At 71.2% G+C, this 13,148-nt stretch carries 12 protein-coding genes; 6 read left to right on the forward strand and 6 right to left on the reverse strand.

Annotated elements, in window-relative coordinates; translation table 11 throughout:
- The first annotated feature begins 30 nt into the window (after nucleotides 1-30).
- Together ABZ656_RS01710 and ABZ656_RS01715 are read left to right on the forward strand one after the other, a co-directional pair.
- Nucleotides 31-552 (forward strand): hypothetical protein, encoded by a 522-nt coding sequence (locus ABZ656_RS01710; RefSeq protein WP_360263456.1) that lies wholly within the window; start codon nucleotides 31-33, stop codon nucleotides 550-552.
- Nucleotides 553-720: 168 nt separating this feature from the next.
- The gene (locus ABZ656_RS01715) at nucleotides 721-1,338 is read left to right on the forward strand and encodes a class F sortase (protein ID WP_360263459.1); all 618 of its coding nucleotides are present in this window, start codon (nucleotides 721-723) and stop codon (nucleotides 1,336-1,338) included.
- Nucleotides 1,339-1,354: 16 nt separating this feature from the next.
- Here ABZ656_RS01715 and ABZ656_RS01720 read toward each other — a convergent pair whose 3' ends face one another.
- The 4 genes from ABZ656_RS01720 to ABZ656_RS01735 all read right to left on the reverse strand — a co-directional run bounded on the left by ABZ656_RS01720 (nucleotide 1,355) and on the right by ABZ656_RS01735 (nucleotide 4,794).
- The gene (locus ABZ656_RS01720) at nucleotides 1,355-2,137 is read right to left on the reverse strand and encodes a TSUP family transporter (RefSeq protein ID WP_360263462.1); all 783 of its coding nucleotides are present in this window, start codon (nucleotides 2,135-2,137) and stop codon (nucleotides 1,355-1,357) included.
- Nucleotides 2,138-2,147: 10 nt separating this feature from the next.
- Nucleotides 2,148-2,801, reverse strand: a complete 654-nt coding sequence (locus ABZ656_RS01725) for a response regulator transcription factor (RefSeq protein ID WP_101405290.1) — start codon at nucleotides 2,799-2,801, stop codon at nucleotides 2,148-2,150.
- 118 nt (nucleotides 2,802-2,919) lie between these two features.
- Nucleotides 2,920-4,209, reverse strand: coding sequence for a sensor histidine kinase (locus ABZ656_RS01730; protein WP_101405289.1), 1,290 nt, complete (start codon nucleotides 4,207-4,209; stop codon nucleotides 2,920-2,922).
- A gap of 9 nt (nucleotides 4,210-4,218) precedes the next feature.
- Nucleotides 4,219-4,794, reverse strand: a complete 576-nt coding sequence (locus ABZ656_RS01735; RefSeq protein WP_360263466.1) for a hypothetical protein — start codon at nucleotides 4,792-4,794, stop codon at nucleotides 4,219-4,221.
- A 364-nt stretch (nucleotides 4,795-5,158) separates the two neighbouring features.
- On the opposite strand from ABZ656_RS01735, the gene nirB reads away from it, so the two are divergent.
- From nirB to ABZ656_RS01755, 4 genes are all read left to right on the forward strand, one after another.
- Nucleotides 5,159-7,792 (forward strand): nitrite reductase large subunit NirB, encoded by a 2,634-nt coding sequence (gene nirB / locus ABZ656_RS01740; RefSeq protein ID WP_360263469.1) that lies wholly within the window; start codon nucleotides 5,159-5,161, stop codon nucleotides 7,790-7,792.
- Entirely contained in the window at nucleotides 7,789-8,139 is a 351-nt protein-coding gene (gene nirD, locus ABZ656_RS01745) for a nitrite reductase small subunit NirD (protein WP_101405287.1), read from the forward strand. Before nirB ends, nirD begins: the two co-directional genes overlap by 4 nt.
- Before the next feature lie 186 nt (nucleotides 8,140-8,325).
- On the forward strand, nucleotides 8,326-8,910 hold the full coding sequence (locus ABZ656_RS01750; protein ID WP_101405286.1) for a TetR/AcrR family transcriptional regulator: 585 nt from the start codon (nucleotides 8,326-8,328) through the stop codon (nucleotides 8,908-8,910).
- Between the two features lie 66 nt (nucleotides 8,911-8,976).
- Nucleotides 8,977-9,741: a glucose 1-dehydrogenase gene (locus tag ABZ656_RS01755; RefSeq protein ID WP_360263474.1), complete on the forward strand. Its 765-nt coding sequence runs from the start codon at nucleotides 8,977-8,979 to the stop codon at nucleotides 9,739-9,741.
- A gap of 154 nt (nucleotides 9,742-9,895) precedes the next feature.
- Here ABZ656_RS01755 and ABZ656_RS01760 read toward each other — a convergent pair whose 3' ends face one another.
- The gene (locus ABZ656_RS01760; RefSeq protein WP_101408153.1) at nucleotides 9,896-10,837 is read right to left on the reverse strand and encodes an oxidoreductase; all 942 of its coding nucleotides are present in this window, start codon (nucleotides 10,835-10,837) and stop codon (nucleotides 9,896-9,898) included.
- A 42-nt stretch (nucleotides 10,838-10,879) separates the two neighbouring features.
- Nucleotides 10,880-13,147 (reverse strand): FtsX-like permease family protein, encoded by a 2,268-nt coding sequence (locus ABZ656_RS01765; RefSeq protein WP_360263478.1) that lies wholly within the window; start codon nucleotides 13,145-13,147, stop codon nucleotides 10,880-10,882.
- Nucleotide 13,148: the final 1 nt, after the last annotated feature.

Genomic DNA, 13,148 nt, shown 5'->3' on the forward strand with positions numbered 1-13,148 from the left:
CCGGCCGCGCCCCCTCGGAGGAGCACAGCCATGCGACGCACAGCCCGTCTGCTGACCGGTACCGCGCTCGCCGTCGCCGCGGTGGGCCTCGCCACCGCGCCCGCGTACGGCGGGTCCACGGAGAGCCTGGAGGTGTTTCCCTCCACCGTCATCCCGGGTACCGACGTCACCGTCAACACGGCGGCGTGCGGCGCGGACGGCACCGCCACGGGTGACGCCAGCGCGGTCGGCGCGGGCATCTTCATGCTCGCCGCCAGCGCCCACGAACAGGACGCGATCGGCCAGTTCAAGGTGCCGCCGAGCGCCCAGCCGGGGACGTACGAGATCGTCGCGAAGTGCTCCCACGGCCGACAGGTCACCGGCGACCTGATCGTGAACCTGACCGCCACACGCGAACAGATCCATCTGCCGCGTGGGCATGTGAACACGGGGGTCGGCGGCGCACTCGGCACCGACCCCGTGCAGACCGCGGCGGGAGTGGCGGCCCTGGCCGTCGCCGCCGCGGGCGGTACCTGGCTCCTGCATCGCCGGGCGAGAGGCGACGGGATCTGACGGACACCCTCCGCTGTCCGTCCGCCGGTACCGCCGTCCCCTCCCCCTCCGTGGCCCGACGCCCCTCGCGGCCCGGAGGGGGAAGGGGACCCACCTCGACCACGACCCCGACCACGACCACCGTCACGACCACAACCGCACAACCCCTGGCCCCGAGAGGAGGCTCACATGCGCCGGGTCAGCAACACCGTCATAGCTTCCGTCACCGTGGTCGCCCTCTGCTCAGGGACCTGGCTGCTGTACAACGGCACGCAGGTCCACCCACCGCCCCAGCCCTCGGCCGCCCAGGCCGGCACCGGCGACGCCCTCCCGCAGGGCGCCCCCGCGCTCCGCCACTCCCCGCCCGAGCGCATCCGCATCCCCTCCATCGGCGTGAACGCCCCGCTGATGGGCCTCGGCCTCACCCCGCAGGGCAGCCTGGACGTCCCGCCCTCCGGGCAGAAGAACCTCGCGGGCTGGTACCAGGCCGGCACCACCCCCGGCGAGCGGGGCACCGCCATCGTCGCGGGCCACGTCGACAACGCCAACGGCCCCGCCGTCTTCTACAACCTCGGCGCACTCAAGAAGGGCAGCGCCATCGAGGTGGCACGCCGCGACGGCGGCACCGCGCTCTTCGCCGTCGACGCCGTCGAGGTGTACGCCGCGCGCGACTTCCCGGACGAGAAGGTGTACGGCGCCGCGTCCCGCCCCGAACTGCGCGTCATCACCTGCGGCGGCGACTACTCGAAGGCCGCCGGGTACCAGGGGAACGTGGTCGTCTTCGCCCACCTCACCGGCAGCCGCTGACCGGCAGCCGCGGCGCCTACGCGATCCACTGCTGGTACGCCAGATTCGCCACCAGCGCGAACACCACCGTCAGCAGCACCACCCGGACGAACCCGCTGCCCCTCTTGAGCGCGGTGTGCGCCCCCACCGTGCCGCCCACCAGGTTGAACACGGCCATCAGCGCTGCCAGTTGCCAGTACACCGTGCCCTTCCAGGCGAAGGTCGCGAGGGCGCCCGCGTTGGTGCAGCAGTTGACGATCTTCGCGGTGGCTGAGGCGGTCACCAGGTCGAAGTGGAGCAGCGCGGTCAGCGCCAGGACGAGGAACGTACCCGTGCCGGGCCCGATGAGCCCGTCGTAGAAGCCGATCCCGAGGCCCGCGAGCCCGATCGCGGCCAGCACGCGCCGCGCGGAGACGGGCTCGGTCGAGGGCGACGTACCGAAGGCGGGCCGCAGCATGACGAAGGTCCCGACGCCGAGCAGCACCACCATGACCACCGGCTTCAGCACGTCCGTACTCATCCCGGCGGCCACGAAGGCACCGGCCGTGGAGCCGGCCAGCGCCGCGAGCCCGATCCGCACGGCCAGCCGCACATCCACCGGCGCCTTGCGCGCGTACGTCACCGCCGCGCCGGTCGTCCCGACGATCGCGACCGCCTTGTTCGTCCCGAGTGCGTACGCCGCCGGTGTGCCGGCCGGCAGTCCGAGCAGCATCGCGGGGAGCAGGAGCAGCCCGCCACCGCCCACCACGGCGTCGATCCAGCCCGCCGCGAGGGAGGCGAGGCAGAGCACAACGACGACGGTCAGCGATATGTCGGGCATGATCGCGACCCTATGTGACGGTCACCGAGTCCAGGTAGCGCAGGACCGCCAGCACCCTTCGGTGCCCGGTGCCCGACGGCGGCAGGTCGAGCTTCGTGAAGATGTTGGCGATGTGCTTCTCCACCGCGCGTTCCGAGACGGTGAAGGCGCCGGCGATCGCCTGGTTGGTCCGGCCCTCGGCCATCAGGGCGAGCACCTCGCGCTCGCGCGGTGTGAGCCTGTCGAGGGCGGTGGCACGCCGGCTCGCGCCGAAGAGCTGAGCGACGACCTCGGGGTCGAGGGCGGTGCCGCCCCCGGCGACCCGTTCCATGGCGTCCACGAACTCGCCGATGTCGACGACCCGTTCCTTCAGCAGATAGCCGATCCCGGCCGGGTCGGCGAGCAGTTGCCGGGCGTACGTCGTCTCCACGTACTGCGAGAGGATCAGCACCCCGGTGCCTGGGTGTTCCTTGCGCAGCCGTACGGCCGCCCGTACGCCCTCGTCGGTCTGCGTGGGCGGCAGCCTGATGTCGACGACGGCGACGTCCGGACGGTGCTCGGCCACGGCGGCGATCAGCGTCTCGGCGTCCCCGACGGCCGCCGCGACCTCCACGTCCCGCAGCCGCAGCAGTTGGACCAGCCCGTCACGCAGGAGGGCGGAGTCCTCGGCGATGACTACGCGCATGTGATCCCCGTGATCGTCAGTAGGGAAGTTCGACCAGGCGGAAAGCCCGGTCAGCAGGGAAGTTCGGCCAGGCGGAAAGCCCGGTCAGCAGGGAAGTTCGACCAGGCGGAAAGCCCGGTCAGCAGGGAAGTTCGACCGTGACCACCGTAGGGCCTCCCGGCGGGCTGTCGCAGGTGAGTGTGCCGTCGACGGTCCGGGCGCGGGCCAGCAGCCCGGTCAGGCCCGAGCCCGCGCCGATCACCGCTCCCCCGCGTCCGTCGTCGCGCACGCTCAGCCGCAGCAGTCCGTCCCGGGCGCTCACGGTCACCGCGGCGCCGCTCGCCCCGCTGTGTTTGGTGGCGTTGGCGAGGAGTTCGGCGGCGCAGAAGTACGCGATCGACTCGACGGCCGGGCTCGGGCGGTCCGTGATGTCGGCGGCGACCTCGACGGGCAGTGCGCTGTCGGCGGCGAGGGTGGCCAGGGCGGTGTCCAGGCCCTGGTCCAGTACGGGAGGGTGGATGCCCTTCACCAGATGGCGCAGGTCGGCGATGGCCTGGGTCGCGTTGCCCCGTGCGGTGTCGACGACGGCGAGGAGCCGCTCCGGGGAAGCCCCCGCGCCGATCAGTTCCCTGATCATCGTGAGGTGCATCGCGAGGCCGACGAGCCGGGCCTGCGTTCCGTCGTGCAGGTCGCGTTCGATCCGGCGCAGGGTCGCCGCGGCGTCGTCCACGGCCTGGGCGCGGGTCTCCTCCAGGGTGCGGATGCGGCGGTCGGCGGGGTCGGGGCCGAGCAGCGCGGTGAGCAGCGCCCGGTGCGGGGCGAGGGCCTGACGCAGCAGCCAGGACGCGGTGGTGAGGAGGAGCAGCCCGAGGGCCAGCGGGATCAGCCAACGTGGCCAGGAGTCGACCTGGAATCCGAAGAACTCCAGCGACACCCGGTGCGTCGTGCCGTCGCTCGCCCGCCGGGTGTCGTAGTTCCACCGCTTGAGGAGGGGGTGCAGGGTGAGCAGGACGCCGTAGACGTAGCCGATGACGACGGCGGCGTACCCGAAGACGGCGGTGAAGGGGGTGGTCAGCGCGCAGGCGACGGCGCGCCACCCGTTCCGTTCACCGAGCAGCGCCCGCCGCCAGCCCAGGATCCCGGCACCCTCGCGGCGCTCCGGCTCCTCGATCTCCAGCCCCAACAGTCCCTGGGCGAGGGCACGTTGGAGCCTGCCGAGCGCCAGCGCCCCGCGTACGGTGACGGCGATCAGCCACAGTCCCAGCGTGGTCACGGACAGCACGCCACCGACCAACAGCCCCACGAAGGTGAGGACGAACCCGACCAGGGCGAGGGGGAAGGCGATCACCCCGTAGAGGAACGCCGCGAGGACCTTCCGTCCGAAGGGGAAGGCCGCGAGGGCACGGAGGCGGTTGCGGAGGCGGCGCATGGCGTCAATCTAGGAGAGGAGCGCCGCGGCGAGGCGGAGCTGGGCGGCAGCCAGGGCCCGGCCGAGCCATGGCATGAGCAGCAGGAAGCCGAACCCCCCGACGATCGCGTGGAACGCCCACGCTCCCTCGAAGGTCGGCCCTCCCCACGCGTCGGCGTAGTCGGAGCCTGCTGCGCGCAACGGCCAGCCCAGGTTCATCGGCACCAGGGACCAGCCGTAGACGGTGACGGCCAGCACCAGGAGATTGAGGGGTACGGCGGCCGTGGCGTGGGCCAGTCCCCGCGAGGACCCGGACAGCTCCCGGCCCAGGAAACGGCGGACGAGCCCCCGCTGCCACCGCCCCGTCGGAGCGCCCAGCAGAGCCAGCGGGACGCAGAGCACTCCCACGGGGAACGCCAGCAGCGCGTACGCGACCCGGCGCCAGGTGCCCGCGGTGAACGCTTCGCGGACGAGCAGCCAGGCCCGTACGGCGGAGTCGTCACGGGGCGGCGGAGGCTGCGACCTCTGCTTCTGCCGGGGCTTCTGCCGCGGCTGCTGCCGGGGCTTCTGCCGGGATTTCTGCCGGAGCTTCTCGGAGATGGCCATGTTTCTGTCCCCCTGTTCGTGAGCCCGTGGAGCCCGCTGTTCGTGAGCGGGTGGATCCCGATGCCTCAAGGCTTCCGTGCCGGGGCGCCGCGATCGATCGTGCCCGCACGAGGACCGGGGGTTCGGTTGACCCCACCAAACCCTCACAACCGGGTGCCGCTCCCGCTGAGGGCAGCGTTCCTCCCGGGAAACAGCCGTGATGCGACCGGGTAACACCGGCGTCGCAGGCTGCGGTGCATGACCTCGAATGCGCCCGCTCCCTGACCCGGCCGGCCCTCGCCCTCGGCCCGGGAGGGAACCGCACCGCTCCCCCGCGGACAGCGCCCCGCTGCTCCACCTGCTCACCAACGACGGAGGCTCCTGAATGTCCACGGACACGACGATGACGACGGCGGCGAACGCCACCGACGGCAGCGCGCACACCATCGTGCTCGTCGGCCATGGCATGGTCGGCCAGCGCTTCCTCGAAGCGCTCGCCGAACGCGGCCTGACCGCCACGCACCGTGTGGTCGTGCTGTGCGAGGAGCCGCGCCCGGCATACGACCGCGTCCGGCTCACCTCGTACTTCTCGGGCCGCACCCCGGAGGAACTCTCCCTCACCGACGCCGAGTTCATCACCGCGCACGGCATCGAACTGCACCTCGGCGACCCGGCGGAGACGATCGACCGGGAGGCCAGGCAGGTCACGGCGCGCTCAGGTCTGGTCATCACGTACGACACCCTGGTCCTCGCCACCGGCTCGTACCCCTTCGTCCCGCCGGTGCCCGGCAAGGACGCCGAGGGCTGCTTCGTGTACCGCACCATCGAGGACCTGCTCGCCATCGAGGAGTACGCGAAGGCGAGGGCGACGACCGGTGCGGTGGTCGGCGGTGGCCTGCTCGGGCTCGAAGCCGCGGGCGCGCTGAAGGGGCTCGGACTGACCACGCACATCGTGGAGTTCGCGCCGCGTCTGATGCCCGTACAGGTGGACGAGGGCGGCGGCGCGGCGCTTCTGCGCACCATCCAGGACATGGGCCTGACCGTGCACACGGGCACGGGCACCCAGGAGATCGTCACCGGCGACGGCGGCGCCGTGACCGGGATGAAGCTCTCCGACGGCTCCGAACTCCCCACGGATCTCGTGGTGTTCTCGGCCGGCGTCCGCCCGCGCGACCAGCTCGCCCGCGACACCGGGCTCACGGTCGGCGAGCGCGGCGGCATCACGGTCGACGACCAGTGCCGCACCTCGGACCCGCACGTGTTCGCGATCGGCGAGTGCGCCCTCGCCTCGGACGGCCGGGTGTACGGCCTGGTCGCGCCCGGCTACGAGATGGCCGAGACGGCCGCCGCGACGATCGCCGCGGACGAGGCCAGCTTCACGGGCGCCGACCTGTCCACGAAGCTGAAGCTGCTCGGCGTCGACGTCGCGTCCTTCGGCGACGCGCACGGCGCCACCTCCGAATGCCTCGAAGTCGTCTACTCCGACTCGCGCTCGGGCACGTACAAGAAGCTGGTCATCGGCCGCGACGGCGAACTGCTCGGCGGCATCCTGGTCGGCGACGCGGAGGCGTACGGCACCCTGCGGGCCTTCACCGGCTCCGTGCCGCCGATCGCCCCCGAGCAGCTGGTGCTCCCGGCGGGCGCGGGCGCCCCGGTCGCGCTCGGCCCCTCCGCGCTCCCCGACTCCGCGGTCATCTGCTCCTGCCACAACGTCACCAAGGGCACGGTCCGCGGCGCGGTCACCGAGCACTCCTGCACCACCGTGCCCGAGGTCAAGAAGTGCACCAAGGCCGGTACGGGTTGCGGGAGTTGCGTCAAGGTCCTCGGCCAGCTCGTCAACGATGAACTGGAGGCGAGCGGCGTCGAGGTCGACCACGGCCTGTGCGGCTGCTTCTCCCAGACCCGCGAGGAGCTGTACGAGATCGCCCTCGCGCTGCGCATCCCCTCCTTCCAGGTCCTGCTGGACCGCTACGGCCGTGAGGGCGCCCGGGGCGGCGAGGGCTGCGAGGTCTGCAAGCCGGCCGTCGCCTCGATCATCGCCTCCCTCGCCCCGACCATCGGCGCCAGCGGCTATGTCCTGGACGGCGAGCAGGCGGCCCTCCAGGACACCAACGACCACTTCCTCGCCAACCTCCAGAAGAACGGCTCGTATTCGATCGTGCCGCGCATCCCCGGCGGCGAGATCACCCCGGAGAAGCTGATCGTGATCGGCGAGGTGGCCCGGGACTTCGGCCTCTACACGAAGATCACGGGCGGCCAGCGCATCGACCTGTTCGGCGCGCGGGTCGAGCAACTCCCCCTCATCTGGGCACGGCTGGTGGACGCGGGCTTCGAGTCGGGCCACGCCTACGGAAAGTCCCTGCGCACGGTCAAATCCTGCGTCGGCCAGACCTGGTGCCGCTACGGCGTCCAGGACTCCGTCCGCATGGCCATCGACCTGGAGCTGCGCTACCGGGGGCTGCGCTCCCCGCACAAGCTCAAGTCGGCGGTCTCCGGATGCGCCCGCGAGTGCGCCGAGGCCCAGTCCAAGGACTTCGGCATCATCGCCACGGCCGCCGGCTGGAACCTGTACGTCGGCGGCAACGGCGGCGCCACCCCGCGCCACGCGGACCTGCTCGCACAGGACCTCTCGGACGCCGAACTCGTCCGCCTGATCGACCGGTTCCTGATGTTCTACATCCGCACCGCGGACCGCCTGGAACGCACGTCGACCTGGCTGGAGCGGATTCCCGGCGGCCTCGACCACATCCGCGACGTGGTCGTCGACGACTCGCTGGGCATCTGCGAGGAACTGGAGTCGCTGATGTCCGCGCATGTCGCCGCCTACCGCGACGAGTGGGCCGAGACCATCAACGACCCCGAGAAGCTGGCCCGGTTCGTGTCCTTCGTGAACGCCCCGGACACCCCCGACCCGGTCGTCGGCTTCGTCCCCGAGCGCGACCAGATCAAGCCGGACCTGCCGCTGCTGAGCATCGGCCGCCGCCCCTTGGAAGCCCTGGAAGGAAGCGCCCAGCGATGACCCTGGCACCCGAAACGACCGCCCTCACCGTCCAACTCCGTCTGACGGACTCCTGGTTGGCGCTGTGCGACCTGTCCGCGCTGACGCCGGGCCGCGGAGTCGCCGCCCTACTCCCGGACGGCGGCCAGGCGGCCGTCTTCCTCGACCGCGCGGGCCGGATGTACGCCATCGACAACCGCGATCCGTTCAGCGGCGCGGCGGTCCTCTCCCGCGGACTCATCGGCTCCCACCAGGGCCGCCCGTTCGTGGCCTCGCCCCTGCTGAAGCAGCGGTTCGACCTTGAGTCGGGCCGGTGCCTGGACGACGAGACGGTACGGGTGACGACGTACGAGGTCCGGATTTCCTGACGACCGTTTCCTGACCGCCACTTCTTGACACCTGTTTCCTGACCGCCGTTTCCTGACCGCCACTTCTTGACACCTGTTTCCTGACCGCCGTTTCCTGACGGCCGGGGTGACCGGGACCTCCTCGCGCCCGCCGGTCACCCCGACCTTACTTGACCGATCATTCTCGATTGCCTTACGGTCGCCCACATGGCCAGAACCAAGGAATTCGACCCGGACGCCGCACTGCAGTCGGCGCTGGAACTGTTCTGGCGGCGCGGCTACGAGGCGACATCGATGACGGACCTCGTCGAGCACCTCGGCGTCGGCCGCGCCAGCATCTACGCGACCTTCGGCAACAAGCACGAGCTGTACCTGAAGGCACTGGACCGCTATCAGCAGGCGCGCAATCCGCAGCTCCTGCGGGAACTCTCCCAGCCGGGTCCCGCACTGCCCGCCGTACGAGCGGTGGTACGCCGCTTCGCGACCGAGGCGACGACCGAGGGAAGGCGCCTGAGCGGCTGCTTCGTCACCAACACGGCCGCCGAGCTGGCGCCCCACGACACGGCCGCGGCCCGCCGCGTCGAGCACAACTGGGACCACATCGAGACCCTGCTGCACTCGGCCCTGGTCCGCGCGCAGGCCCAGGGCGAACTGCCCGCCGACCGGAACCCGCTCGCCCTCGCCCGCATGCTGCTGGTCCTGATGCAGGGCCTACGGGTGGTGGGCAAGGCGTCCGCGGACCCGGCCCGGGTCCAGGACGCGGCGGAACAGGCGCTGACGCTGCTCGACTGAAGACCACATTCCAAGACCCGCGCACGCCTTCATACTGAACCGATCGGTCAAATAAGGGGATCCTGAATGACCACACGCTTCTCGGGAAAGACCGTCCTCGTCACGGGCGCCGGTTCCGGCATAGGCAGGACCACCGCCCTGGCGTTCGCCGCGGAGGGCGCGCAGGTGGTCGTCGCCGGCCGCACCGCCGCATCGCTCGACGAGACGGTCGCGCTGATCGAGGCCCAAGGCGGAAAGGGGCTGGCAGTGACCACGGACGTGTCACGCTCGGACGAGGTGCGCGCCCTCGTCGAGGCAGCCGTCGACCGTTTCGGCTCCCTGGACGTGGCGGTGAACAACGCGGCCGTCTTCCACGGCGGAACACCGCTGGCCGACCTCCCGGAAGCCGACTGGCACGCCGAACTGGACATCAACGTCACCGGCGTGTTCCTCGCCCTTCAGGCGGAGATCCGGCAGATGCGGACGCAGCCGTCCGGCGGCGCGATCGTCAACCTCGCCTCCACCATCGGCCTGCACACCCGCCGCCCGGGCGTCGCCGCCTACGCCGCCGCCAAGGCCGCCGTCACCACGCTGTCCCGCGCCGCGGCCCTCGATCACATCGCCGACGGGGTCAGGATCAACGTCGTCAGCCCCGGTGCCTCCGCCACCACGATGTCACTGCGGCCGGGCGAGTCGGAGGCCGAGCGGGTGGAGCGGGTACGTCACGAACTGCCGCTGGGCCGCGTCTCGAAGACCGAGGAGGTGGCGGCGGCCGTCCTCTACCTGGCGTCGGACGACGCGGCGTCGATCGTGGGCACGGACCTGGTGGTGGACAGCGGAAGCGCCCTCTGACGCGGGCCGGACGGGGGCCAGGCCCGGGCCGGACGCGGGCCGGACGCAGGCCAGGGCTCAGGCCGGACGCAGGCCAGGGCTCAGGCCGGACGCAGGCCAGGGCTCAGGCCGGACGCAGGCCAGGGCTCAGGCCGGACGCAGGCCAGGGCTCAGGTCACTTCAGAGCGAGAGCGTCGTAGGTCACGCCGGTGAGCTGCTCGGAGGCGCTCCAGAGGCGCTCGCCGACGGCGTCGTTGCGCGTCCACCCGGCCCGCCATGAGCTCGCGGGCGCGCCGCGCCACATCGCGAACGAGGGTCCGGTGAAGGAGTCGGGCCGGACGCCGGGAGCGGTGGCGGCGTACAGCGTGGGCAGCGCTCCGGCGTCCGGGCTCTGCGCGAGGAGCCGGTTCCCGATCTCCATGACCCGCTCGGCGCCCTTGCGCCCAGCGAGCTTCGGCCCGGCGGTCTGGAGGTTGGTGGAGGCGTACCCGGGATGAGCGGCGGCAGCGACGACATCGGACCCGACACCGGCCAGCCGCCGCGCAAGCTCATGGGTGAACAGAAGATTGGCGCTCTTGGACCGCCCGTAGGCGACCCAGCGCCGATACCCGCCGCGCTCGCTGTCGAGGTCGCGGATGTCGATGTTGGCAAGCACGTGGAACATGCTCGACACGGTCACGACGCGGGCGCCAGGGGTGGCGAGCAGCGCGGGAAGCAGCAGCCCGGTGAGCGCGAAGTGCCCCAGATGATTGACCCCGAACTGAGTCTCGAACCCGTCAGACGTACGCGCGAACGGCAGAGCCATGACCCCGGCGTTGTTGACCAGCACGTCGAGCCGCTCGCCGTACACAAGGTCGAACGTCGCCGCGAACTCCGCCACGGAGTCGAGATCACCGAGGTCCAGCCGTACGAACTCCACGTCCGCGCCTGGTACCTCGGAGGTGATCCGGTCCCCCGCCTCACTCCCCCGCGCCTCGCTCCGACAGGCGAGCACGACTCGCGCGCCGCGCCGCGCGAGCTCACGCGCCGTGACGAACCCGATCCCGCTGTTGGCCCCGGTGACGACGGCCGTACGGCCACGCTGATCAGGGATGTCACTCACATTCCACCCAGCCACGCCCAAACCCCTCTCCACCACTGTCCGTCACACACCGTACGCTCAGTCTCGCCTGATCAGCTCGGGGTCAATCCTCCGCCCCACAAGCGGCAACGCGCCCACGGCGGCGACGACCAGCACCCCGAGAGCACACGCGAGCAGCAGCGGAACCCCGCCCCCGTCCCAGAAGACGGCCCCACCCCCGGTGACCAGATAGCTCGACTCGGCCATCTTCCCCACCACCACCGCCAACACCAACCCCACAGCCAACGGCAACACCACCTGCACCACCTGCACAGCCCGCAACGTCCGCGCCCGCGCCCCCAACAAGGCCAACGCAGTTACCTGCGGCCGCCGCTCGACGGCCCGGTCGGTGGCCGCGACGAGGTAGGCGGCTACGCCGATGATCAGTCCTAGGATCATGCCTACGGCCAGGAGGGTCCTGACGATGGTGACCCGCTGGAAGGAGTCGACGATCAGCCCCGGAGTGGTGACACCGGCCATGGGGGCGATGCCGCCGATGCCGTCGAGGACGGTGCGGACGGTCTTCTCGGACGGACCACTGACTAGTGTGAGGGTGGCGCTCTCCGGGCGTGCGTTCGCGGGCAGCGCGGCAGGAGGGATCAGGATCGCTCCGCTCGGCAGGACGTGGATGTCCTCATGGTCGCGATACCGGATGGTCTGCTGCGGGACCGTGAGCTTCAGGTCACGGGAATGCTGTCCCACCTTCAGCCTGAAGACGACGCTGCCGCCGGCCTCGGCATTGCCCTCAGATTGCGCGGCATCCCACAGCCTCATGGGCCGCCCGTCCACGCACCCCTTGGTCCACGGCACCGCCTTGCGCAGTTGGCCGCACGTCGCCACCACGGCCCCAGGGCTGGGAGCCGCCCCCGTGTCGGCGGAGTCCGACCTCAGGGTGACGACATGCGCGCGAAGCCCCGGCACCGCCTCGACGGCACGTCGCTGGGGCCCGCTGAGCTCTCCGTACGAGATCTCGTACGTCTGGACGGCCAAGACGCTCTTGGCGACCCCGTTCAGTTCAATGACGACCCCCTGCGCGAGGGAAGCCGCGAAGACCAGCAGTACGAGCCCGGTGGCCACCCGGATCGCACCTCCCGACTCGGCCTCGTTACGCCGCATCGCGAGCCCGAGGGAGAGCGACCGGGTGGAGCGCGCCGTCCGTTGCGCGAGGAATCGGGACAGCGACGGAAGCGAGAGCGCGAGCCCGACACCGGCCAGGATGATGGCCAGCGGCATGAGCAACGAGGACACGGTGGTGTTTGTGGGAGCATGGCCGGTCGCGCCCGCGACGCAGTAGCCCGTGATGACTCCCAGACCTGCGATCAGCGGCAGGAAGACCCATTTCGAGGGCGGCTTCTCCACCGCGCCACGCCGGACGGCAAGGGGATTGGCAGCAGCCTTCCCCGCACTGGCGCGACCCACGTACCAGGCGAGCGCCGGGCATCCGACGAGACACACCACAAGGGTCTGGAAGGTCAGCGCACCATCAGCCGGGTACCACGTGAACCCCGGCAGACCGACTCGTGAAACGAGCTGGTTCACGGCCCAGTACTCGCCGAGTCCGAGGATCGCGCCCAGCCCGGCGGCGGCGACGGTCTCGGCGGCGTTCACCCGCTGAGTCCCCTTCTTGCTCAACCCCAGCAGGCGCAGCGCGGCCAGCCTGCGTGCCCGGTCGGCCGCGGAGAGGCGTGCGCAGACCGAGAGGAAGACGGCGAGCGGGAGCAGCACGACCGCCGACAGTGCGAACCGCAGGATGCCGAGGGTCGTCGGGTCCAACGTAGGGAGTGGCCCGTAGCGCTCGCCGAACCGCTCCACGGGGCTGCCGCCGGAGAGTTCGGCACGACTCATGCCTACATACGCGATGAGTTCATCGGGGCGGGCCAGCCCCTCGGCACCGATCAGCCCGACCTCCCTGCCAGGAACCAGCTGGGCCAACGCCGGGTTGTGCTGGCGCAGTTCGTGCAGATGCGGCGAGACGAACACTTCACCGTCCCCGGGGAACGAGGGGATTCCCGGGGGCGGCTCGACAGTCCTCGTACCACGCGCCGTGAAGACGCGGGTGAGGGGCGTTGAGCCGTAGGGATCTGTGCGGTCGAGGGTCAGGGGGTAGCCGTCGGCGACGACGCGATTGGATTGCGCTGTGGGACTGACGGACTGTCTGCCGGCAATGCGCCCATCCTGCGCGGCGAGGATCCCAGGAATCGCCAGCACGATGGCCAGACAGCACACGCCCAGTGAGCCGCCGACCGTCATGAGGACGAAGCGCACACGATTGCCGCGTCCGCTGCTGAGCAGCAGTCTCAAGCCCAAG

This window comes from Streptomyces sp. NPDC007095 (genome assembly GCF_040634475.1).
Taxonomy (GTDB): Bacteria; Actinomycetota; Actinomycetes; order Streptomycetales; family Streptomycetaceae; genus Streptomyces.

Bases quoted from the DNA above. Each gene is read 5' to 3' on its own strand.
- ABZ656_RS01710 (WP_360263456.1), top strand. From the start codon at position 31: ATGCGACGCACAGCCCGTCTGCTGACCGGTACCGCGCTCGCCGTCGCC.
- ABZ656_RS01715 (WP_360263459.1), top strand. From the start codon at position 721: ATGCGCCGGGTCAGCAACACCGTCATAGCTTCCGTCACCGTGGTCGCC.
- ABZ656_RS01720 (WP_360263462.1), bottom strand. From the start codon at position 2,137: ATGCCCGACATATCGCTGACCGTCGTCGTTGTGCTCTGCCTCGCCTCC.
- ABZ656_RS01725 (WP_101405290.1), bottom strand. From the start codon at position 2,801: ATGCGCGTAGTCATCGCCGAGGACTCCGCCCTCCTGCGTGACGGGCTG.
- ABZ656_RS01730 (WP_101405289.1), bottom strand. From the start codon at position 4,209: ATGCGCCGCCTCCGCAACCGCCTCCGTGCCCTCGCGGCCTTCCCCTTC.
- ABZ656_RS01735 (WP_360263466.1), bottom strand. From the start codon at position 4,794: ATGGCCATCTCCGAGAAGCTCCGGCAGAAATCCCGGCAGAAGCCCCGG.
- nirB (WP_360263469.1), top strand. From the start codon at position 5,159: ATGTCCACGGACACGACGATGACGACGGCGGCGAACGCCACCGACGGC.
- nirD (WP_101405287.1), top strand. From the start codon at position 7,789: ATGACCCTGGCACCCGAAACGACCGCCCTCACCGTCCAACTCCGTCTG.
- ABZ656_RS01750 (WP_101405286.1), top strand. From the start codon at position 8,326: ATGGCCAGAACCAAGGAATTCGACCCGGACGCCGCACTGCAGTCGGCG.
- ABZ656_RS01755 (WP_360263474.1), top strand. From the start codon at position 8,977: ATGACCACACGCTTCTCGGGAAAGACCGTCCTCGTCACGGGCGCCGGT.